Below are 22,820 nucleotides of genomic sequence, written 5' to 3'. Positions count from 1 at the left end.
CGGCCAGTTTCACCCTTTGCAGCGATCTTTCCCGGCGGGCGGACAGCGCGGAGACGAGAGACCATGAGTGAAACGCGGCGCAAGCTGACGACGATCTTCTGTGCTGACGTGCAGGACTATACGCGGCTGATGGGGGCTGACGAAGAGGGCACGCTTGCGAGCCTGAAGCGCTGCCGGGAGGCGATGGGGCGCCTGATCGAAAGCCATGGCGGCCGCATCATCAATACCTGGGGCGATGGGCTGATCGCCGATTTCCCGAGCGTGGTCGAAGCGGTGCGCGCGGCCGTCGACACTCAGAACGAACTCGCGGGCTTCAACGCCCGCCGCCCGGCCGACGGGCGCATGCTCTTCCGTATCGGCATCAACCTCGGCGACGTGATCGTCGAAGACGACGATATTTATGGCGACGGCGTGAATATCGCGGCGCGGTTGCAGGCTTCGGCGACGGCCGGCGGCATCGTCATATCGAGCACCGTTTACGACCAGGTCCGCAACAAGGTGGCTGTGGGTTTCGAGTTTCTCGGGCCGCTGATGGTGAAGAACGTCGATGAAGGCGTGCCGAGCTATGCGGTGAAGATCGGCGACGCCAGGGATGAGACGCCGCCTGCCGGAGGATCCAGTCCGGCGCGATCGCAGCCGGCGGCGGTTATGCCGGCTGGTATGGCCGAGGTAAGGCCGGCACCGGGCAGACGCAGGCTGTACGGGGTGCTCGGCGTTATCGCCGTGGTCCTGATCGGCATCAACCTTCTATCGTGGCAGGGCGTTTTCTGGGCGCGCTTTCCGGTGCTTGCGCTCGCCGTCGTCGCGGCACTCGCCTGGAATCGCGACCAGAGCCGGTTCAACCGCAAGCTCACCTCGCTGGCGATCCTGGCGCTCGGCTTTGTCGGCATCAACCTCTTCACCTGGACGGGGCAGTTCTGGGCGGTGTGGCCGATCCTCGGGATTGCCGCCGCAATGGGCCTGCGATGGTCGATGCGCCGATAGACGTCCGACCCGCATCGCCAGAGATTGGATACGGCATCTCGCCCGAAATCGACGGTGTCAAAGACATGCGTGAGTGTCCGTTCAAGCAAAAGTGAGCGCCCGGGTTATTTCCATTCTTTGTTGATATTACAAATCGGTAATGCCGGCTGCTTATGCTTGCCGGTAAACTGTAAACGCGCGATATTGTCGCATCAGACGGGACTCTTGATCCCGCAGCGCCTCTTTCGACCGACCCTGGTCCAACCTCGAGTCCCTCCGGAGACGTGAATGGCCTTTTGGAAGCAGTTTATACTGTCGCTCATCGTCATTATTGCCGGCTTTGCCGCGTGGGTTTTCCTTGTGCCCGGCGCCGGCGATACGATGCGCGATGCAGGTATTCCAGAGAGCATCGTTTCCAAGATCGCGCCGAAGGCCGAGGAGACAGCGGATGCCGACGCTCCCGGCCGGGCACAAGGTCAACAGCGCGGCGAGGGACAAGGCCAGGGCCAGAACCGCCGCAACGGCGGCGGGCGTAACAGCGCCATCCTCGTCGCGACGCAAGCCGTCGTCCAGGGCGTCGTCAACGATCGGCTGAATGCCATCGGCACAGGTGACGCGATCCGTTCGGTTGCGGTCACGCCGCAGGCATCGGGCACAATCCGCGAAATCCTCATCAAGTCGGGCGACAGGGTGAAGGCCGGGCAGGTGCTGGCCAAGCTCGACAGCGAGGAGCAGGTGATCGCCCGCGGCCAGGCGGATGTGGCGGTCAAGGCCGCCGTCGAGAAATCCAATCTCTATCACAACATCAAGTCCAGCGTGTCGCGCATGGATGTCTTCGATTCCGAGATCGCCGAGCAGGGCGCGCGGCTGCAGTTGCAGGCCGCCGAGCTCAATCTCGCACGGCGCAACATCACAGCCCCGATCGACGGCATCGTCGGCATCGTGCCGGTCAATATTGGTGACAACGTCACGACGAGCATCCCGATCGTCACCCTCGACGACCGTTCGGAAATCCTCGTCGACTATTGGGTGCCGGAGCGCTTCGCCAATACGGTGTCGGTCGGCCAGCCGGTCGAGGCGATGTCGGTCGCAAGGCCGGGACAGGTGTTTTCCGGTGTCGTCGAAGCCGTCGACAACCGCATCGACGCGGCAAGCCGCACGCTTCGCCTGCGCGCCCGGATCGACAACAGCTCCGATGAGCTGCGTGCCGGCATGTCCTTCAGCGTCAGCATGAAATTTCCCGGCGACAAATATCCGGCCGTCGACCCGGTCGCCGTGCAGTGGGATTCGCAGGGTTCCTTCGTCTGGCAGGTGACCGACGACAAGTCGCATAAGGTGCGTGTCAGCGTCGTGCAGCGCAATCCCGATTTCGTGCTCGTCAAAGCCGACCTTAAGGACGGCGACAAGATCGTAACGCAGGGCCTGCAGCGCGTGCGGGAGGGCGGGGCGGTGCGTATCAGCGCCGATGTCGCATCCACTGCGGAGGTCGCGACCCAATGAGCGTGACCGAGATTCATCAGGACAGGGCCTCGGGCAAGCAGAGCTTCACCGCACTTTTCGTTCGCCGGCCGATCCTGGCGCTGGTGTTCAACACGCTGATGGTCGTAGCCGGCCTTGCGGCTTATGTCGGCGTCGAGGTGCGCGAACTGCCGGATGTCGACCGTCCCGTCGTCACCGTGCGCACCACCTTCGACGGCGCATCGCCGCAGACGATCGACCAGGAACTGACCAAGGTGATCGAGGGGGCGGTTGCGCGCGTCAGCGGCCTGAAGTCGATCTCGTCGACCTCTTCCTTCGGCCAGAGTCGGGTGACGCTGGAATTCTCCGATGCGATCGATCTGGCGGTCGCCGCCAACGACGTGCGCGACGCGATCGGCCGCGTCACCCAGAACCTGCCGGATGAGGCGGATGCGCCGCAGATCGTCAAGGCGGATTCGGATTCCTCGGCGATCATGCGCCTTGCCGTCACCTCCACCAAACTCAACATGGACGACCTGACACAGCTCGTCGAAAACGAGGTGATCGATCGCCTCGCCTCCGTCGATGGCGTTGCCGATGTCGAGGAATATGGCGACCAGGAGAAGGTTTTCCGCGTCGATGTCGACCAGGGCGCGCTGGCCAGCCGCGGGCTGACCATCGGCGACCTGACGAAGGCGCTCGACAATGCGGCCCTCGACGTGCCGGCCGGCTCGCTGAAAAGCAAGACGCAGGATATCGTGGTGCGCGCCACCGCCAATCTGCAGACGCCGGCGGATTTTTCCAACGTCATGCTGCAGGATCGTATTCGGCTCGGTGATGTGGCGACGGTGACGCTTGGGCCGCGCGACGGTGAAACGGCGCTGCGCTCCAACGGCAAGCCGGGCATCGGCCTCGGCATCATTCGCCAGGCGCAGTCGAATACGCTGAACATCTCGACCGGCATCAAGGCCGCTGTCGACCAGCTATCGAAGACGTTGCCCGAGGGCACGAGGATCGCCATAACCAGCGACGACGCCGTCTTCATCCAGGGCGCGATCCACGAGGTGGTGCTGGCGCTGGTGCTCGCCGCCGTCATCGTCACCGCCGTCATCTATCTCTTCCTGCGCGACTGGCGCGCGACGCTGATCCCGGCGGTCAGCATGCCGGTGGCGCTGATCGGCACGCTGGCGGCAATTTATATGGTCGGCTTCTCGATCAACATCCTGACGCTGCTTGCCATCGTGCTGGCGACCGGCCTCGTCGTCGACGATGCGATCGTCGTGCTCGAAAATATCGTGCGCCGGCGCGCCGAAGGCATGGGGCCGCGCGCGGCCGCCGTGCTCGGCACGCGCGAGGTGTTCTTCGCCGTCATCGCCACGACGGCGACGCTGGCGGCGGTGTTCATTCCGCTCTCCTTCCTGCCGGGACAGGTCGGCGGCCTTTTCCGCGAATTCGGCTTCGTACTCGCCTTCTCGGTCGGGCTGTCGTCGATCGTGGCGCTGACGCTGTGTCCGATGCTTGCCTCGCGCATGCTGACCAAGCCGGTTCTCGAGGATCACGGCGCGCTCGGCCGTTTCGGCGGGGCGCTTGCCGATCTCTATAAATGGGCCCTGCACGGCTGCCTCAACGCGCCCTTCGTCGTCATCCTGTTCTCGGTAATCTTTGCAGGCGCGGCGGTCATCGCCTTTTCCACAGTCAAGAGCGAGCTGACGCCCGAAGAGGACCGCTCGATGGTGATGATGCGGCTGACGACGCCGCAGGGATCGAGCCTCGAATATACCCGCGACAAGATGCAGCTCGTCGAGGAATATCTGCAGCCGCTGGTCGACAGCGGCGACATCCGCAACGTCTTCTCGATCTCAGGCCAGGGCGGTTCGCTGAACAGCGGCTTCATGGTGCTGACGCTTGCTCCCTGGGGAGAGCGCCAGAGGACGCAGGCGGAGATCGTCGGCGACATCAACCAGGCGGCATCAAGGGTGCCGGCGCTGCGCGGCAATGCCATCTCCTCCAACAGCCTGCGCATCCGCGGCGCCGGCAGCGGCGTGCAGATGGCGCTGATCGGCAATGATCACGAGGCGCTGACGGCGGCAGCCGCCAAGCTGGTTCAGGCGCTCGAGGCCACCGGCCAATACGATACGCCGCGCCTGACCAACGAGCCGAGCCAGGCGCAGGTATCGGTGGCGATCGACCGCGAGCGTGCCTCCGACCTCGGCATCGACATCACCGGGCTTTCGACGGCGATCCAGTCGCTGCTCGAAGGGCGCTCGGTGGTCGACGTCTTCGTCGACGGCGAATCCTATCCCGTGCTTCTGACCTCGACGACGCGGCCGATCGACGATCCGACCGACCTCGAGAACGTGTTCCTGAAGACCGGCGACGGCAAGATCGTGCCGATGTCGGTCATCGCCACGATGAAGGAAGGTTCGGTCGCGCCGCAGCTCAACCGCGAGCAGCAGCTCGCTTCGGTCGCGATCACCGCCGGCCTCAGGAACGGCATGTCGCTCGGCGATGCGGTCAAGCAGGTCACAGCGCTCGCCGAGCCGCTGTTGCCGGCAGGCTCCCGCCTGCTGCCGCTTGCCGAAGCGGCGACGCTGGAGGAGAATTCGAGCGGCATGGCGCTGACCTTCGGCTTCGCCATCGTCATCATCTTCCTGGTATTGGCCGCGCAGTTCGAAAGCGTGCTGTCCTCGCTGATCATCATGTCGACGGTGCCGCTCGGCCTTGCCTGCGCCGTTTTCGCGCTGGTGATCACCGGTTCCAGCCTCAACATCTACAGTCAGATCGGCCTCGTGCTGCTCGTCGGCGTGATGGCGAAGAACGGCATCCTGATCGTCGAATTCGCCAATCAGCTGCGCGACCGCGGCGAGGACGTGCGATCCTCGATCGAGAAAGCTTGCGCGCTACGCCTTCGCCCGGTGATGATGACGATGATCGCCACCATCCTCGGCGGCGTGCCGCTGGTTTTTGCCCATGGCGCGGGCGCCGAAGCGCGGGTCGCGCTCGGCTGGGTGATCGTCGGCGGTCTCGGTTTCGCGACGCTGGTGACGCTGTTCATCACGCCGGTCGCCTATCTGCTGCTTGCCCGCTTCGCCAAGCCGCACGCCCATGAGGAAGCGCGCCTGCACGAAGAGATGGCGGTCGCCACACGGTCGCGCACTACCCCCGACGATGAGCAGCTACAGGCTGCCGAATAAGGCTTCCATCCGATTTTGCAACGCCGCCGTACCTCGTCCGGCGGCGTTTCTTATGGTGTACGAAACCTTGAAAAATAAGATGAATTACTTCTGAAGTTTAGCCGTTTGTTAAGCATAAACGGCAATGATTGCTCCAGACACCGACTGGTCTTCTTCGTTTCTTGAAGGCCGCAGCGCTGAAGCGTCAGCGACCCCGGACATGAGCGTCCGCGCGGCACGGTTCATTTTGTACAGTTTGCGTCTGTTGAGTTTTTGGAGTCTAGTTCCCGTGAGTATTTATCAGCGCGTTTCCGTGGACGCGGCGCTTCATGTGCTGCGCGATATCAATCGGAACATGGCCGTCACTCAAAATCACATCACGACGGGCATGCGTGTTGCAAAAGCCAGCGACAATGCCGTCTACTGGTCGGTCGCCACAACCGCGCGAACCGATAACAAGGCGATTTCAGCGATCCAGGATGCGCTCGGCATGGCGGCGGCGACGATGGGAACGGCCTATACCGGCGTTCAGGACGTCATCGATGTCGTCTCCGAGATCAAGGCGAAGCTGGTCGCCGCAACGGAAGATGGTGTCGACAAGAACAAGATCAACGAAGAGCTCAAGCAGTTGCAGGAGCAGTTGCGCAGCGTCTCGGAAGCGGCGACCTTCAACAGTGACAACTGGGTGGTCCTCAATAACGATGCGACCCCGACGCAGCCGCGCCAGATCCCGGCCTCCTTCATTCGCAATGCCGACGGCACTGTCTCGGTCGGCATGCTGAGCTACCATATCGATACGACGCCGAGCGGAAGTACGTCCTCCAAGGATGCGCGCTATCTGATCGATGATCGCGCCACCGGTTCGGGTGAATACGGTGTGCTGACGTCGACCTATTTCGCCACCGAGCTCGGCGCCTCGCAGAACTACGTGCTGATGACGAGCAAGAACGGCACCACCACGGGCCAAGTGGTGATCTCGCTTTCGGACACCACGACGAAAGGACAGGTCAGCGAAATGATTAGCGTCGTCGATGCAGCGCTGACGCAGCTGACGACGGTCGGCTCGGCTTTCGGCGCGCTGGAGAAACGCATCAACCTACAGAACGATTTCGCTAGCAAACTGCACGATAACATCACCGCCGGCATCGGCCGGCTCGTCGATGCCGACATGGAAGAGGAGTCCAGCAAGCTCAAGGCGCAGCAGACGCAGCAGCAACTCGGCCTGCAATCGCTGAACATCGCCAATGCGACTTACGATACGGTCAGGCAGTTGTTCCAGAATTTCTAAGATTGCGATCCCACTCTCCCTCATTCCGGTGACGAGCACAGGAATGAGGGAGGAGAAGTGGCGGCTCCAACAACGCACTATGCGACGGCCGATGACGGCAATCACAGGCGCACTACTCGCTAAAACTGGTGATATCCGCGCATTCCCGCAACATGGCTTCTGTTTCGGCGCCTGAAATTCCCCTATCAAGAGAGCATCTTCATTTTCTTGCCGCAATCCTTGCCATTTGCTCGCATCAGTTCGAACGGAGACCGTCCTGTCCATGATCAAGAAATTCATACTTCTGGCTGTTGCAGCAAGTTATCTCAGTGCCTGCACGACGACCGATCCCTATACCGGTGAGCAGAAGGTTTCCAATACGGCCGGCGGCGCTGCGCTTGGCGCCCTCGGCGGTGCCCTCGTCGGTGTGGCTGTTGGCGGCGGCGGCCACGGCAAGCGCAATGCGGCATTGATCGGCGCAGGCGTCGGGGCTCTCGCCGGTGGCGCGATCGGCAATTACATGGACCAACAGGAAGCCGAGCTTCGTGCCCAGCTCGAAGGCACGGGCATTTCGGTGACCCGCAACGGCGACAACATCATCCTCAACATGCCCTCGAACATCACCTTCGACGTCGACCAAGATGCGGTGAAGCCGGGCTTCTATCCGACGCTGAATTCGGTGGCGATCGTACTGCGCAAGTTCAACCGGACGCTGATCGACGTCAACGGCCATACGGATTCGACCGGCAGCCTGCAGCACAATCAGGACCTGTCGCAGCGCCGCGCGCTTTCGGTTGCCGATTATCTCGGCGGCCAGGGCATCGACCAGCGCCGCGTCTCCGCCGTCGGTTTCGGCCCGTCGCAGCCCGTCGCCTCCAATGCGAGCGAGGCCGGCCGCGCACAGAACCGCCGCGTCGAAATCCAGATCGCGCCGATCACGCAGGGCTGATCGCACGCTTTCCCAGACAACACGAAGGCCGGGTCATTGCCCGGCCTTTTTCATTCCAATCTTTACGTCAGTGCTGCATCGTCGCGCCCTTGGTGATCTTGTCGACGATCTTCTTTTCGGCGCGCAGCGCGATACCGACCACCTTGGCATCTTCGGGCGCGAATTCGGCGAAGACGGCGCGGTTGGCGGCGTCGTGACCGGTTGCAAACATTTCCTCGATGAACAGCGAGGCGGTGACATCGCGCTCCAGCGCACGGCGATGGATGGCTGACATCGTCGCCTCCTCGGCGGAGAGCACGATGATCGGTTGGATCGACAGCGGATTATAGAGATTGCCGGCGCGGTCTTTGTAGGGTTCGCCGATGATTTCGGGGTGTCCGCCGGCGATGCCTGTTATCAGGAAGGCGGTGACGTTCAGTTTCTGCCAGCCGGCAAGATTGTTTCGCAGGACGACGGCAATTTTGGTATCAAACATCGGATGGTCTTTCATCTCGGACTATGGAGTATCGGGCGCGTTGAGCCAGGATTTACATCCGCAGGCCTTCGAAGGTCTTGAACGTTTGTGCGCGGGACCATCCGGCAACGCCATCCTGGCCGCGCCGGCCTTTCCCGGCATCGAGCGCATCGAGGCGCAATTCTCGGGCAATGCCTTCGAACCGCACCGGCACGACACCTATGCACTCGGGGTCACACTGAAGGGCGTGCAGACCTTCCGCTATCGCGGCGAACAGCGCTTCAGCCTGCCGGGGCAGGTGATCGTGCTGCATCCCGACGAGGAACACGACGGTGGGGCGGGGACGGAGGATGGGTTGCAGTACCGCATGCTCTACCTGGAACCATCGCTGCTTCTCGAATGCCTGGAGGCGGATGGCGCCGGCCTGCCTTTCGTCGACGAACCTGTCATCGGCGATCCGGCGCTGGCGGGTGTGCTGCTCGCGGCGCTCGGCGAACTCGATCGCGAACTGGACGAACTTTTCGTTGACGATTTCCTGTCGCGGGTGACGGGCGGGCTGTCACGGCATGCGCGTATGCCGCGCCGGCCGCTCGGCCTCGTCGCCTGGCGGCAGGCGCGGGCGGCGCGGGATTATCTCGAGGCGCATGCGACCCGGGCGGTGCGTTCAGGCGAGCTGGAAGCGGTGACGGGGCTCGACCGTTTCGCGCTGTCGCGGCATTTCCGGGCGGCCTTCGCCACCAGCCCGCATCGCTACCTCTTAATGCGGCGGCTGCAGCAGGCGCGGGCGATGATCGGCGCAGGCGAGGGGATTTCCGATGTGGCGGCGGCGACCGGCTTTGCCGACCAGAGCCATCTCAATCGCCATTTCAAGAAAGCCTACGGCATGACGCCCGGCCAGTGGGCAGCGCTCGCGCATAATTCCGCGCAGCGTTCTATGCGGGATTTTCCGCAAGGCCGGAACGGCGTGCGATGAAGCGGGCGAGCATCGGCCCGATCATCAGGATCACCAGGAAACGGCCGGTCTGCATCGCCATCACGAAGGGTACGTCGACATCGCTGGAGGCGGCGATAATGGCGACGGAATCGGCGCCGCCAGGGCTGGTGGCGAGATAGGCGGTCAGCGGATCGATGCCAGCGAAGACGTGAAGCGCTGCGGCCATGCAGCCGCAGAGCGCCATCAGCAGCACGATGCAGGCCGATACCCTCGGCAGGGCACGCGCCACGTGCTTGAGGATCGAGCGGGTGAAACGCAGGCCGATGCTCCAGCCGACCAGTGCATAGGCGATGGCGAGCAGCCACATCGGCAGCTCGATCTTCAGGAGACCCATGCCCTGCAGCAAGGCGCCGAGAAAGAGCGGTGCGATGATCGTGCCGCCCTGGAGTCGCAGGCGCCGGACGCCATAGGCACAAAAGGCGGCAAAAGCCATCGTCGCAGCGAAGGCCGGCCAGTCAATCTCGGGAAAGAGGACAAGCGGCGGCGGCTCGCCGCCGTCGGCCGCCACCCACAGGCGCGAGATCACCGAGGCGCCGACGGCGACGAAGACGACGCGGAGATATTGCATGAAGGCGACGAGGCGGGCATCGGCGCCATAGGCTTCCGACATGATGACCATGGCGGAAGCGCCGCCCGGCGAGGAGCCCCAGACGGCAGTCGTTCCCGGCAATACCTGCCAGCGCGTCAGCAGCCAGCCGAGGCCGGTGGCGATGGCGATGACCGAGAAAATGAACAGCAGGAAGAGCGGCGCGTCCTTCGCCATGGTGCCGAGAATGTCGGCGGTGATGGTGCGCGCCATCATCAGGCCGACGAGGACCTGGCCGAATTGCAACGGCCAGAAGGGCACACGAAGCTTTCCCTTGCCGACGGTCAGCGCCAGAAGAATGGCCGCAACCATCGGCCCGATCAGCAGCGAGGCGGGCAGGGCGAAGAGTTCGAGGAAGATGACGAGAGCTGTGGAAAGCGCCAGCAGCAGCGCCCATTTCGGCAGGCCGGCATCCCGCAGCAGGCGGCTCGCGTCGCTGAATGACATGATCCCCGTGTCTTTTTCTGGCCGGCGCCAAGCCCTGAGGCTGAAGATGGGAGGGGCTCCGGCATGACGAAGAGAGGCCGGCTGCAAGAGCCGGCTGGCGCGGGTCCGATATAGGCGGGTGGAAGACGAACGGTCAATTGCGAAATCTGGCTTCTCGGCGCCTGGGAATGCGAAATTGATTCATATAACTTTTGTAAGCTATTGTTTTCATGGAGGTTGACTTCCGAAGCCACTGAGCGGTTTCGGTTGATCTGCCCTCAAAAACGCACGTGGCTGACGAGGAAATCGAGCAGTGCGCGGACCCGTGCCGGCAGCGGCCCACCCTGGCCCATGTAGAGGGCGTAGAATTCCTCGAGATCGCCGGGATTGGCCTCTTCGAGCACCGGCACCAGACGCCCGGCATCGATATCGGCGCGCACGGTGAAGGCGGCGAGGCGGGCAAGGCCGGCGCCTGACAGAGCGAGGTGCCGCATGGCTTCGCCGTCTGTCACCTGCACGCCGGGGGTGATCGGGATGGTTACGGTCTCGCCGTCTTCGTGCAACGGCCAGCCCTCGACGGCGCGGGCGTAGGAAAAGCCGATGCGGCAATGGCGGCGGAGATCGGCGACAGTGCGTGGTTCGCCATGACGCGAGAGATAATCCGCCGATGCGACGATGATCTTGCCGGTGGCGCCGAGCTTTCGGGCGATCAGACTGGAATTCTTCAGGGGGCCGGCGCGGATCGCGACATCGGCGCGCTCCTCCATCAGGTCGACTATTCTGTCGGTATGGGAAATATCCAGCGTCACGGCCGGATGAAGCGCCATGAAGGCGGGCATCAGCGGCGCCAGCACATGATTGCCGAAGGAGCCGCTGGTGTTGATGCGGATGCGGCCCGAAGCCTGCTCGCCTGTCGAGGCCTGACGTTCGGCCTCGGCGATATCGGCAAGGATGGCGATGCAGCGCTCGTAGAAGGCGCAGCCTTCCGGCGTCAGCTGCAGCTTGCGGGTCGAGCGGTTGACCAGGCGGGCGCCGAGGCGCGTCTCCAGCCGGGCGACGAGCTTGCTGACGGCCGACGGCGTCATACGCCGGGCCGTGGCGGCCGCGGAAAAACCGCCGCGCTCGACGACGCTGACGAAGACTTCCATTTCGCCGGAGCGGTTGATGTCCTGACGGCTCATGATGAATTCAAGTCACAGATGATTTTCTTTCAGGCAATCTATATCACAAGCTGGCCAAGGTCTATCTCAGAGGAAATACAGGAGACAGATCGATGGATTACAGAAATCTCGGTGCATCCGGCCTCAGGGTGCCGGTGTTGAGCTTCGGCGCAGGCACATTCGGCGGCAACGGTCCGCTGTTCGGCGCCTGGGGCAATACCGATGCGGAAGAGGCGCGCCGTCTCGTCGACATCTGCCTCGAAGCCGGCGTCAATCTCTTCGACACGGCCGACGTCTATTCGGCCGGCGCTTCCGAAGAGGTGCTCGGCCAGGCGATCCGTGGCCGGCGCGACGCGGTGCTGATCTCGACGAAGACGGCGCTGCCGATGGGCGAGGGGCCGCAGGACTGGGGAACGTCGCGGGCGCGGCTGATCCGCGCGACCGAAGATGCGCTGCGCCGGCTCGGAACCGACTATATTGACCTCTTGCAGCTTCACGCCTTCGATGCCTCGACGCCGATCGAGGAGGTGCTGTCGACGCTCGACGGCCTCGTCGCCGCAGGCAAGATCCGCTATGTCGGCGTTTCCAATTTTGCCGGTTGGGAGCTGATGAAGTCGCTCGCCGCCGCCGAGCGTCACGGTTATCCCAGCTATGTCGCCCATCAGGTCTATTATTCGCTGGCTGGGCGCGATTACGAATGGGAACTGATGCCGCTTGGCGCGGACCAGGGTGTGGGAGCTCTCGTCTGGAGCCCGCTTGCCTGGGGACGGCTGACCGGCAAGATCCGCCGCGGCCAGCCGCTACCCAAGGCAAGCCGGCTGCACGAGACGGCGCAATACGGCCCGCCGGTCGATGACGAGAAGCTGTTCGACATCGTCGAGGTGCTGGACGCCATCGCGGCCGAGACCGGCCGGACGGTGCCGCAGATCGCCATCAACTGGCTGCTCGGCCGGCCGACGGTGTCGAGCGTCATCATCGGCGCCCGCAATGAGGAACAACTCCGGCAGAACCTCGGCGCGGTCGGCTGGAGCCTGTCGAAAGACCAGATCGAAAGGCTCGACGCCGTCAGCACTGTCACTGCGCCCTATCCCTATTTCCCCTATCGGCGGCAGGAGGGTTTTGCGCGGCTCAATCCGCCGCTCGTCTGAGGTGTCGAAAGGCGAACTTGGCTATAACAGCCGGCCTATAACAAAAGGGGAATGAAATCTTCTGCCAATCTTAACTGGACAGCCGCTTTGACTTGCCGCATACCCAGCCTGCTGCATAATTCCTTAAATCGGAATCGAATTAAGGATGAAATTATGCAGCAATTTTAAAGTCCTACAGCGTCCTTTGCGCGTCTGAAAAGACCGCGGCGCTGTAGCCTGCGAGACATGATAGGGTTTCTGCGGAATAGCAGGGAGATCAAAGGAATGGCGCTGAAGGACGCGAAGGCCGGCACACGCAACGAGGCGGGCATAGCTGCCGTGCTCGGCATTCTCAAACAGAGCTTCGGCGAGCGCTTCCAGACCGGCCAGTCGTTCCGCGAGCAGCATGCCCACACGACCACCTATATCCCGTCGCAACTGCCGGACGGGGTGCTCTTTGCGGAGAGCGCTGAGGATGTGAAGGCGGCGGTCAGGGCGTGTGCGACCCACAAGGTGCCGGTGATCGGCTTCGGCGTCGGCACCTCTCTGGAGGGGCAGGTCAACGCCGCCAATGGCGGCATTTCGATCGATTTCAGCCGCATGAACCGGGTGCTCGAGGTCAATCCCGAAGATCTCGACTGCACCGTTGAGCCGGGTGTGACGCGCGAGGCGCTGAACATCCACCTTCGCGATACCGGCCTGTTCTTCCCGATCGATCCCGGCGCCAACGCCTCGATTGGCGGCATGGCCTCGACGCGGGCTTCCGGCACTAATGCCGTGCGCTATGGGACGATGAAGGACAATGTCCTTGCCGTCACCGCGGTCACCGCCAGTGGCGAGGAAATCCGCACGGCCCGGCGCGCCCGCAAATCTTCCGCCGGCTACGACCTGACGCGGCTCTTCGTCGGCGCCGAGGGCACGCTCGGCATCCTGACCTCGGTGACGCTGCGCCTGCAGGCGATCCCGCAGAAGATCGCCGGCGGAGCCTGTGCCTTCCCGAGCATCAAGGCTGCCTGCGATGCCGTCATCATGACGATCCAGATGGGCATTCCGGTGGCGCGCATCGAGTTGCTCGATACGGTGCAGATGCGGGCCTGCAACGCCTATTCCAAGCTCTCCTATGCCGAGAGCCCGACGCTGTTCCTCGAATTCCACGGCACCGACGAGACGGTGCCGCTGCAATCGGCGGCCTTTGCCGAGATCGCGGCGGAATGCGGTGGCGGCGAATTCCTGTGGACCGCCAATGCCGAGGAGCGGACGAAGCTCTGGAAAGCGCGCCACGACGCCTATTGGGCTGCAAGGGCCCTGGCGCCCGGGCTTGCCGCACTTTCGACCGATGTTTGTGTTCCGATATCGAAGCTCGCCGATTGTGTTTCCGAAACGCAGGCGGATATCGAGGAACACGGGCTGCTGGGGCCGATCGTCGGCCATGCCGGCGATGGCAACTTCCATGTGCTGCTGCTGTTTGACGACAGCAGTGCCGAGGACATCGCCAGGGCCGAGAGCTTCGTGCAGCGGCTTAACCGGCGAGCGCTCGACATGGACGGGACATGCACCGGTGAACACGGGATCGGGCAAGGCAAAATGGCGTTTCTGGAACAGGAGCTCGGAGGCGCGGTGGATCTGATGCGACAGGTGAAACAGGCGCTCGATCCGGACGATATCTTCAATCCCGGCAAGATTTTCCACCATGGCTGAAAACGGAATATTCTCATGAAGTTGGGCCTTGCCCCCGGCATGAACGGCGCTAGAGCATTTCCGTTTTTTTCCAAGCTGCGGAAATGCTCTATCTTTTTGTTTTTCCGCAACTCCGGACGCAAAACCGCTGTGCACTTGTGCTGGAATTGCTCTAGTGTCGGCAACAGAATCCCGAATGGAGACTCCTTGCATTGGTAGGCCGGTTCCTCGTCTTTCTGGGGGGAGTGATCGTCGTAGTGCTGTTTGTGGCGCTGCTTGCGCCACTGTTCATCGACTGGACGGATTTCCGCAAGAATTTCGAGGATCAGGCAAGCCGCATCATCGGCAAGAAAGTCACCGTCTACGGCACGGTGGACGCGCGCCTGCTGCCGTTTCCGTCGGTCACGCTGCACGACGTGCGCGTTGGCCAGGAAGTGGACGGCACGCCGATCGTCAAGGTCGAGCAGTTCTCCATGGATGCGGAACTCGCGCCTTTCCTGTCGGGCGAGGCGCTGATCTTCGACATGCGTGTCGTCAATCCGAAGGTGCGCCTGAGATTGCTCAAGGATGGCACGCTCGACTGGATGCGCGGCAGCCGCGCTGAAATACCGGCAAAGACCGTCGTTCTCGAAAATGTGCATGTCAGCGGCGGTGAAGTCGAGTTCGTCGACGACCAGTCGGGCCGCTCGCGCCGCATCACCGGCCTCAATGCGGAAATGTCGGCGAAGTCGCTGGCCGGACCCTGGCGCATCGAAGGCGATGCGGCGCTCGACGGCGAACACGGCAGTTTCTCGATCTCGAGCAGCCAGCCGGATGAGAAGGGCGTGCTGCGCATGCGCACGAAGCTTTCGCCGGACAAGCAGCCCGTCAGCGTCGATCTTGACGGCGAGCTAAAGCTCGTCGACAGCAAGCCGAATTATCAAGGCCAGCTTTCGGCGGCGATCGAGACCCGCAACAGCGCCAGGCCGGCCGACAAGAATGAGCAGCCGCCGCGCGTCAAGGGCCGCTTCGAGCTGACCAACGAACGCATCCGCATTCCCGAATACCGGATGGAGATCGGCCCGACGGACGATCCCTATGTCATAACTGGCGAGGCGACGCTCGATACCGGCAATGCGCCGGAATTCCTGTTGACCGCCGACGGCCAGCAGATTGACGTCAACCGTATCGGCAATCAGGGCGCGGCCGGCAAGACGACGCGGGATGCGGCGGTTTCGGCGCGCCAGCGTCTGAATTCGCTGATCGATATCGTCGGGCAGGTGCCAATCCCGCAGGTGCCGGGCAAGGCGAGCGTCAAGCTGCCGGCCATCGTCGCCGGCGATACGACGCTGCGTGACGTGCAGCTGGAGCTGGAGCCGGCCGGAACAGGCTGGATGATCGACAGCGCCACCGGCACGTTGCCGGGGCGCACGCAGGTGGAAGGCAAGGGCAAGCTCCAGCTTCAGGGCGAAGCCTCCTTCAACGGCCAGATCGTGGTGGCTTCGAGCCAGCCGACGGGACTTGCCTCCTGGCTTGCCGGCTCGGTCGATCCGGCCATCCGGCAATTACGGCAGGCGGGCTTTTCCGCCAATGTCAGCCTGACGCATGAATTGCAGCGTTTCGAAAATCTCGAGATCGCCATCGGACCGGCGACGCTGAAGGGCCGACTGGAGCGCCAGGCGATTTCCGGCCAGACGCCGACGCTGTCTGTGGCGTTGAATGGCGATACGCTCGATCTCGACGCGCTGCAGGCGCTGAGCGGGCTGATGACCGGTCAAGACGCCGGCGACAACGTGCTCGACCACAAGATCGCCGCCCAGCTCAAGGCGGACAAGTTCACCGCCTTCGGCGTCAATGCCGAGAATGTCGAGACCACCTTCACGATTGCCGATGGGGAGCTTGCCGTCGACCGGCTGTCGATCAAGAATATCGCAGGCGCCGAGCTGACGGCGACGGGCAGGGCGGAAGGTTCACTGCTCGATTACAAGGGCGCGGGTGAGATTACCTTCAAATCCGCCGATCCCGGCGGCTTCTTCACTATGCTGCGCGAGCATCTGCCGCACCACCCGGTACTCGACCGGTTGGTGCGCAATGCCGGCTGGTACGGTAATACCGCGCTTCGCGGGGCGCTGACGCTCGGCGGCGACGAGGGCGACGCGCTGACGGTGACGCTTGCCGGCGTCTCGAACGGCAGCCGCGTCAATCTCGATTACCGCATGTCCGACCTCTTGGCGCTGACCGGCAACGGCACGACGAGCCTGGAGGCGACCCTCGAAAACGCCGTGCCGTCCATCCTGTTCGGCCAGGCCGGGCTCGACCCGCTGCCGGTCGATGTCGGCGCCAACGGCCGCCTGACGCTGAAGGTGAAGGCATCGGGCAACGATCCCGCCGATGCGGCGCTGACCTTTGCGACCGACCGGACCTCGTTCACGGCCAACGGCAAGGTCGATGTCCGGCCGGAAACCTTCATGAACGGCCGGATCGCCCTTTCGCTCGACAGCGCCGATATCGACCCATATCTGATCATGAACGGCATCGCCCTGCCGCAGACTGGGACGGGGCTGCCGTTCGGCCTGCAGGTCAATGCCGCCGTCGACAGCGACAAGATCGTCTTTTCCGATCTCAAGGGTCATGCGGCCGACAACGAATTTTCAGGCGGGCTGAGCTTCGACCGGAAGGCTACGAAGACGACGGCGAGCGGCGGGCTGACCCTTTCGAAGGCCGATGCCGGCTGGCTCGGCGAGGCAGTGTTCGGCCAGATCGTCGATCCGGCCAACGGTCAGCTGACGACGGCGCCGCTGGGACTGCCCATCTTCAAGGATCTCGACGTCAACGTGAAGCTGACGGCCAAGGAGTTCTGGCCCGGCCTGCCGGAAACTGCGGTGTCCGACTTTACCAGCAACGTCGCCTACAAGGGCGATGAGCTGCAGCTCAACGACATGGCCGGCAACTGGGACGGCGGAAAACTCTCCGGCAACCTGCTCTTCACCAATGCCAACGGCACCGGTTTCCTGCAGACGAAGCTTGCGCTTGCCGATTCCGATCTTTCCGGCATCGTCTGGCTGCGCGATGGCGCGCCGATCGCCAACGGCAAGTTCGGTTTGTCGCTGTCGATGGAGGCCTCGGGCAAGACGATCGGCGAGATCGCCAGCTCGCTCAATGGTTCGGGCGAATTGAGGCTCGGCGATACCAGCATACGTGGGCTGAACCTCGCCATCCTTCCGCCGCTGCTTGCCGCAACCGACACGATGCAGGAGCAGATCAATGCCGGCAAGGTGCATCCGATCGTCGAGACTTTGCTCAGCAACGGCGAGGCGAAGCTGCCGCCGCTCGGTATTCCCTTCAACATCACCGACGGCACGCTGAGGGTGCAGAATGTCACCGTCGCCAACGATCTCGCCCGCATCACCGCCGATGCGCAGATCGCGCTGCCGGAGGAACGGATCAGCGCGACGCTGGCTGTTGGCCTTAATCCCGGCACGGAAGCGCTTTCCGGCGCCGAGCCGGCGCTCAGGCTGAATTTTTCCGGCATGCTGCCATCGCCCGGCAAGACGATGGATGTGACCGATATCACCAGCTATCTGTCGCTGCGTGCCTTTGAGCGCGAGCGCCGGCGGGTCGAGCGGCTGCAGGCGATCGTGCTCGAAAAGCAGCGGCTGCGCCGCGAGGTGGCGCTCTACCGGTTCAACGACGCGGAGCGAGTCCGGGCAGCCGAGATCGAGCAACAACGTCGGGCGGAAGAAGAGCGGCTGCGCGCATTGGCGCAGGCGGCAGCGGTACAGAAGGCGGCTGCCGAGGCGGAGGCCGCGCGTGTGGCGGAAGCCAAAGCCAAGGCGGATGCGCAAGCAAGGGCCGCTGCCGAGGCGGAAGCGGCGCGCCGTAGCGGGCAGGCGCAGCCCGGTCCGCTCAATTTCGACCAGCTGCCGGGCGTTCAGGCGCAGTGACGGCGGATAGAATTTGATTCATGCGACGCGCCTCAGCTCTTTGTTTTCATTGATGTCGCCGTCACAAAGCGCCATGCGATCTTAAGCAATATGTATCAGGTCCGGCGGTCGCCGCCGGCCTTCGCCCAGGCGAGCACGTGGAGCCGCAGCGCCGAGGACAGGTTGCTGTCGGCAGGACGGTGGTCGTCGATCTCGGAGATCAGCGCGGCAAGCGGCATCGAGCGGCATGCGGCGATGGTCTTCAGCTCGGCCCAGAATTCATCCTCCAGCGAGAAACTGGTGCGATGGCCGTGCAATGTTGCCGAATGCTTGCGGATCATGAAGGCTGTTTCGCGTTTCGATCGGGTTCGAAGATCGATTCAAGGCGGCCGTGCAAGTGGTTGATTGCGGAATCCATTCCGGCTCTTCAAGCCGTCGGTGAAAGCGTCACGCGCCGTCGTCATCCGTTTCGATACGGCCGTCGCGATGGGCCTTGTCGGCCTTGTCGTTCAAGCTGCGGGTCAGCTGCTTTTCGACCTTGGTGCGGCCGAAGGAAATGCGGTTCTGCTCAGCCTGCTTTTCCTTTTCGGAGCGGGCCTGCTTCTTGCGGAACTGGCGCAGATTGATGATTTCGGCGCTCATGCGGTTGCCTGAATTCCCTATGAAAAAGGGAGGCTTGGCCTCCCTTCAAATCACTGCTTCTTGCGGAAGGAGTCGAGCGAGACGACGGAGCCCGGCTTCTTCTCTTCGCCGTCGGCAGGTTTCGCGCCCGCCGCGTCATCGGGCTTTGCAGCCGCATCGACAGGATAAGCGGTGATCTCGCCTGATGGCAGCTCCTCGCCATCGGCCAGCGGCACGTCGAATTCGAGTTCGAAATTGACAGAGGGATCGTAGAAGCCGCGGATCGCATTGAACGGGATGACCAGCTTTTCCGGAACGTCTGAGAAGGAAAGGCCGATCTCGAAATGCGTCTCGGTGATCTTCAGGTCCCAGAACTGGTGCTGGATGACGATGGTCATCTGCTCGGGATATTTCGACTTCAGGTGCTGGGAGATGCGTACGCCGGCGGCACCGGTGAGGAAGGTGATGAAGAAGTGATGGTCGCCAGGCAGACGGCCGGTCGCGCCGACTTCCGCCAAAACCTTGCGGATGACGCCGCGAAGTGCATCCTGTGCCAGAATGTCGTAGCGGATATGATCCTGCCCCATGCTTTTCCTGTCTTTCGTCGGTTCGGAAGTCTTTTCACAAGGTTATATGCCACGTCCAGGCGCCTTGGGAAAGACCGGAGCCGAGTCACGTTTTGAAGCAGCATACATGATTTCGGCGGCAGGGAGAAGGTGAAGGCTTCTGTTGCCAGGTGCCTTCGGACCCCGCCTAGAGGTGCGAACCACTAGGACTTTGATTGAAGTGTCACACCGCGATTAAGCAGCGAGACGAGCTTCCGCATAGTTGTCGTTTGCAACTACAATTTTAGCCCGATAACGGCGGTACAATGCCGAGCAAAAAGACGATCTTTACACCCTTGTCGATCCTGTTTCGCCCCCATCAAAAGCCGGCCTTCGAGGCCGCCGGTTTTTGGTGGAGGCGCCGGGTACCGCCCCCGGGTCCAATAGGTTTATTACACCGCTCATTTATCGCCATAGCCGACCCGAAAGCCGGCAAGGGTGATATAGTGGTTTCCTCAGCCCAAGGAAAGGGCAAACGTCATAAAAGCGTTATGCGGCCCATCAGAAACATTGGGAAAATGCCCGGTGGCGATTGGTTTCCCGCCGCTGAGGGCTTAAATTGGGGCAAACGGAATCAGCGCGACATGAAGCAATATCTCGATCTCCTGAACCATGTGATGGACAAGGGCTCCGACCGGGGCGACCGCACCGGCACCGGCACGCGCTCGGTCTTCGGCTACCAGATGCGCTTCGACCTCGAAGAGGGCTTTCCTGTCCTCACCACAAAGAAACTGCATCTGCGCTCGATCATCCACGAGCTTCTCTGGTTCCTGAAGGGCGAGACGAATATCCGCTATCTCAAGGAGAATGGCGTTTCTATCTGGGACGAATGGGCCGACGAAAACGGTGATCTCGGGCCTGTCTACGGCGCCCAGTGGCGCTCCTGGCCGGCGCCGGATGGCGGCCATATCGACCAGATCGCCAATCTCGTCAAAGGCATCGTCAACAGCCCGAATTCACGCCGCCATATCGTCTCGGCCTGGAACCCGGCCGAAGTGGATGAAATGGCGCTGCCGCCCTGCCATTGCCTGTTCCAGTTCTATGTGGCCGATGGCAAGCTTTCCTGCCAGCTCTACCAGCGCTCGGCCGATATCTTCCTCGGCGTGCCGTTCAACATCGCTTCCTATGCGCTGCTGACGATGATGGTGGCCCAGGTGACCGGGCTGAAGCCCGGCGATTTCGTCCACACGCTCGGCGACGCCCATCTTTATCACAATCATTTCGACCAGGCGAAGCTGCAGCTGGCGCGCCGGCCGAAGCCGCTGCCCTTCATGCGCATCAATCCTGATGTGAAGGACATTTTCGGCTTCACCTTCGACGATTTCGAGCTGATCGGCTACGAGGCCGATGCCAGCATCAAGGCGCCGATCGCCGTCTGATACTTCATTCGCAGTTTTAATTTTAATTAGCCACATTCGACTTGAATGCGACCTCTCCGTAATATAACCAGACTGCATAAGCGAGTTGCAACCAAAGATTGCAGTCAATGAGAATCAAAAGAAAACGGGTAAAAATGCCGTCGGCAACATCAATAGTTGCTCGCAGTTATCCGGACAATATCATTGGCATTGAGAACCGATTGCCATGGCACCTGCGTACTGATCTTCAGATTTTCAAGAGAAGAACGTCTGGCCATGCCATTATTATGGGCCGAAAGACCTTTGAATCACTTGGAAGTCGGCCTCTGCCAAATCGAGCAAATATTGTACTGTCGCGATCTGAAGTCCTTTCTAACTCACCTGACGTTAGATGGGCGAGAGATGTTGAGACGGCTTTGTTATTCGCTGATGTAAGCTCAATAATAGCTGGCAAGCTTGAGTTTTTTGTTATTGGCGGAGAGCAGATATACAAGATATTTGAACGTTATATAAATCAGGTTTTTCTGACTGAAGTCTTCTGTGGTCCTATCAATGGGGATGCTAAATTTGAAACTGACTTCGAGAAGGATGCGGTTGGATCAAAGTCCGAATGGAAGCGTGGATTTGAGGACGAATACCCCAAGAGTGAACACGACCAATTTCCGTTTCGCATAACCCGTTACGAGAGGCGAAAGCCAGAACATAGATTCAAATCTAAAGAAGAGTTTATGGGGCGGGAGCCGGATTTCGATAAATACTTTGAGTTGTATGAGAAGAAAGTCGTCGCTTCCGACAGTGAAGGCGTGCAGTACGAGTTCTTCCCAGAGGATACGCGTTCCACTAGATCTTGAACGCCGACACGCCTGAAAATGAACTATTTTCCAATTAAATTGACCAAGTTTCCCACGTTGCGTTGAAAGCCGATGCGGCGATACCTATAACGGTCACCAACGCATCCGCCGGTCAGCCCCCACGGTTCCGGATGTGTGGAAGACTTAACGAACAACGAGGTTTTGATGCCCTGGAGCAATCAGAATGGCGGCGGCGGCCCTTGGGGCGGCGGCGGCGGTAATAATCAGGGACCATGGGGCCAGGGGCCGAACCGCCCGCGCGGTGGCGGCGGCAAGGGCGGACCGCCCGATCTGGAAGATATCATCCGGCGCGGCCAGGACCAGCTGCGCAACATCGTTCCCGGCGGTTTCAACGGCGGCGTGGCGGTGATCGTCGTGGCGATCCTCGCGGTGTTCTGGCTGATCCAGTGCATCTACGTGGTGCAGCCGGACGAACGCGGCGTCGAGCTGCGGTTCGGCAAGCCGAAGGAAGAGATCTCGATGCCCGGCCTGCATTTCCATTTCTGGCCGATGGAAACCGTCGAGACGGTCAAGGTGACCGTGCAACAGCTGAATATCGGGGCGACCTCGGCCTCGTCTTCGAACGGCCTGATGCTGTCCAGCGACAAGAGCGTCATCAACGTGCAGTTCGCCGTCTTCTACACGGTCAGTGATCCGAAGGCCTATCTCTTCAACGTCGAAAATCCGGCAGAGACCCTGCAGCAGGTTTCCGACAGCGCCATGCGCGAAATCGTCGGCCGGCGTCCGGCCCAGGACGCCTTCCGCAGCAATCGCCAGCCGATCGAAGTGGATGTGCTCAATATTCTGCAGGATACCATGAACCGCTATGGCGCCGGCGTGACCGTCACCGGCGTGACGATCCAGAACGTGGCGCCGCCGCGGGAAGTCGCCGATGCTTTCGAAGAGGTGCAGCGTGCCGGCCGTGACCGCGATAGCACGATCGAGGAGGCCAATCGCTACACCAACCAGAAGCTTGGCCAGGCGCGAGGCGATGCGGCCAGAATCCGTGAAGATGCCGCCGCCTACAAGGACCGCGTCGTGAAAGAGGCGGAAGGTGAAGCGCAGCGTTTCACTGCGATCAACGACGAATATTCGAAGGCGCCTGACGTAACCCGCAAGCGGTTGTACCTCGAAACGATGGAGCAGGTGCTGAAGAACTCGAAGAAGGTCATCATCGATGAGAAGCAGGGCGTGTTGCCCTATCTGCCGCTCAACGAGCTCGGCAAACCGGCGCAGCAGGGAGGTTGAG

The 22,820-nt window shown here is 62.0% G+C and carries 18 protein-coding genes and 1 other RNA gene; 12 read left to right on the top strand and 7 right to left on the bottom strand.

The features are described 5' to 3' along the window. Positions 1-63 precede the first annotated feature (63 nt). From FHT79_RS07050 to FHT79_RS07030, 5 genes are all read left to right on the top strand, one after another. Positions 64-984 carry an adenylate/guanylate cyclase domain-containing protein gene (locus FHT79_RS07050; RefSeq protein ID WP_183903144.1) on the top strand — a complete coding sequence of 307 codons (921 nt, stop codon included), beginning with the start codon at positions 64-66 and terminating at the stop codon, positions 982-984. 267 nt (positions 985-1,251) lie between these two features. Then, the gene (locus FHT79_RS07045; protein WP_132572562.1) at positions 1,252-2,463 is read left to right on the top strand and encodes an efflux RND transporter periplasmic adaptor subunit; all 1,212 of its coding nucleotides are present in this window, start codon (positions 1,252-1,254) and stop codon (positions 2,461-2,463) included. Further along, complete coding sequence (locus FHT79_RS07040) at positions 2,460-5,615, top strand: efflux RND transporter permease subunit (RefSeq protein ID WP_183903143.1); 3,156 nt, start codon at positions 2,460-2,462, stop codon at positions 5,613-5,615. Before FHT79_RS07045 ends, FHT79_RS07040 begins: the two co-directional genes overlap by 4 nt. 268 nt (positions 5,616-5,883) lie before the next feature. Beyond that, the gene (locus FHT79_RS07035; protein ID WP_183903142.1) at positions 5,884-6,882 is read left to right on the top strand and encodes a flagellin; all 999 of its coding nucleotides are present in this window, start codon (positions 5,884-5,886) and stop codon (positions 6,880-6,882) included. Between the two features lie 262 nt (positions 6,883-7,144). Continuing rightward, positions 7,145-7,810 carry an OmpA family protein gene (locus FHT79_RS07030; RefSeq protein WP_047610874.1) on the top strand — a complete coding sequence of 222 codons (666 nt, stop codon included), beginning with the start codon at positions 7,145-7,147 and terminating at the stop codon, positions 7,808-7,810. 67 nt (positions 7,811-7,877) lie between these two features. Here the strand turns inward: FHT79_RS07030 and FHT79_RS07025 are convergent, their stop codons facing one another. Further along, positions 7,878-8,285, bottom strand: a complete 408-nt coding sequence (locus tag FHT79_RS07025; RefSeq protein ID WP_183903141.1) for a DUF2000 family protein — start codon at positions 8,283-8,285, stop codon at positions 7,878-7,880. Positions 8,286-8,325: 40 nt separating this feature from the next. On the opposite strand from FHT79_RS07025, the gene FHT79_RS07020 reads away from it, so the two are divergent. Then, positions 8,326-9,237, top strand: a complete 912-nt coding sequence (locus FHT79_RS07020; protein ID WP_047610872.1) for an AraC family transcriptional regulator — start codon at positions 8,326-8,328, stop codon at positions 9,235-9,237. On the opposite strand, the gene FHT79_RS07015 is transcribed toward FHT79_RS07020, so the two are convergent. Together FHT79_RS07015 and FHT79_RS07010 are read right to left on the bottom strand one after the other, a co-directional pair. Then, the gene (locus tag FHT79_RS07015) at positions 9,197-10,291 is read right to left on the bottom strand and encodes an AbrB family transcriptional regulator (protein WP_047610870.1); all 1,095 of its coding nucleotides are present in this window, start codon (positions 10,289-10,291) and stop codon (positions 9,197-9,199) included. The two genes, FHT79_RS07020 and FHT79_RS07015, sit on opposite strands and share 41 nt — an antisense overlap. Before the next feature lie 257 nt (positions 10,292-10,548). Then, positions 10,549-11,451: a LysR family transcriptional regulator gene (locus tag FHT79_RS07010; RefSeq protein ID WP_183903140.1), complete on the bottom strand. Its 903-nt coding sequence runs from the start codon at positions 11,449-11,451 to the stop codon at positions 10,549-10,551. A gap of 92 nt (positions 11,452-11,543) precedes the next feature. Here FHT79_RS07010 and FHT79_RS07005 point away from each other — a divergent pair, with 92 nt between their 5' ends. The 3 genes from FHT79_RS07005 (at position 11,544) to FHT79_RS06995 (ending at position 18,157) form a co-directional block, all read left to right on the top strand. Further along, on the top strand, positions 11,544-12,578 hold the full coding sequence (locus FHT79_RS07005; protein WP_183903139.1) for an aldo/keto reductase: 1,035 nt from the start codon (positions 11,544-11,546) through the stop codon (positions 12,576-12,578). 264 nt (positions 12,579-12,842) lie between these two features. Then, the gene (locus tag FHT79_RS07000; protein ID WP_047614158.1) at positions 12,843-14,255 is read left to right on the top strand and encodes an FAD-linked oxidase C-terminal domain-containing protein; all 1,413 of its coding nucleotides are present in this window, start codon (positions 12,843-12,845) and stop codon (positions 14,253-14,255) included. A 191-nt stretch (positions 14,256-14,446) separates the two neighbouring features. After that, the gene (locus FHT79_RS06995; RefSeq protein ID WP_183903138.1) at positions 14,447-18,157 is read left to right on the top strand and encodes an AsmA-like C-terminal region-containing protein; all 3,711 of its coding nucleotides are present in this window, start codon (positions 14,447-14,449) and stop codon (positions 18,155-18,157) included. A 95-nt stretch (positions 18,158-18,252) separates the two neighbouring features. Here the strand turns inward: FHT79_RS06995 and FHT79_RS06990 are convergent, their stop codons facing one another. The 4 genes from FHT79_RS06990 to ssrA form a co-directional block, all read right to left on the bottom strand. Further along, entirely contained in the window at positions 18,253-18,477 is a 225-nt protein-coding gene (locus FHT79_RS06990) for a ribbon-helix-helix domain-containing protein (RefSeq protein ID WP_047610860.1), read from the bottom strand. A gap of 106 nt (positions 18,478-18,583) precedes the next feature. Continuing rightward, entirely contained in the window at positions 18,584-18,778 is a 195-nt protein-coding gene (locus FHT79_RS06985; protein WP_047610858.1) for a DUF4169 family protein, read from the bottom strand. A gap of 50 nt (positions 18,779-18,828) precedes the next feature. After that, entirely contained in the window at positions 18,829-19,344 is a 516-nt protein-coding gene (locus FHT79_RS06980; protein ID WP_047610856.1) for an SspB family protein, read from the bottom strand. A gap of 128 nt (positions 19,345-19,472) precedes the next feature. Continuing rightward, positions 19,473-19,835: a transfer-messenger RNA gene (gene ssrA, locus FHT79_RS06975) on the bottom strand. Positions 19,836-19,946: 111 nt separating this feature from the next. Between ssrA and FHT79_RS06970 the strand changes: the two genes are divergently transcribed. The 3 genes from FHT79_RS06970 (at position 19,947) to hflK (ending at position 22,819) form a co-directional block, all read left to right on the top strand. Beyond that, positions 19,947-20,741: a thymidylate synthase gene (locus FHT79_RS06970; RefSeq protein ID WP_183903137.1), complete on the top strand. Its 795-nt coding sequence runs from the start codon at positions 19,947-19,949 to the stop codon at positions 20,739-20,741. A gap of 107 nt (positions 20,742-20,848) precedes the next feature. Next, complete coding sequence (locus FHT79_RS06965; RefSeq protein ID WP_183903136.1) at positions 20,849-21,571, top strand: dihydrofolate reductase; 723 nt, start codon at positions 20,849-20,851, stop codon at positions 21,569-21,571. Between the two features lie 165 nt (positions 21,572-21,736). After that, positions 21,737-22,819 (top strand): FtsH protease activity modulator HflK, encoded by a 1,083-nt coding sequence (hflK, locus tag FHT79_RS06960; RefSeq protein ID WP_047610852.1) that lies wholly within the window; start codon positions 21,737-21,739, stop codon positions 22,817-22,819. The last annotated feature ends 1 nt before the right edge of the window (position 22,820 follow it).

The organism is Rhizobium sp. BK212 (assembly GCF_014197475.1).
GTDB classification, from domain to species: domain Bacteria; phylum Pseudomonadota; class Alphaproteobacteria; order Rhizobiales; family Rhizobiaceae; genus Rhizobium; species Rhizobium anhuiense.
Note: the sequence above shows the minus strand (reverse complement) of the source record. Positions and strands in the feature narration are given on the sequence as shown.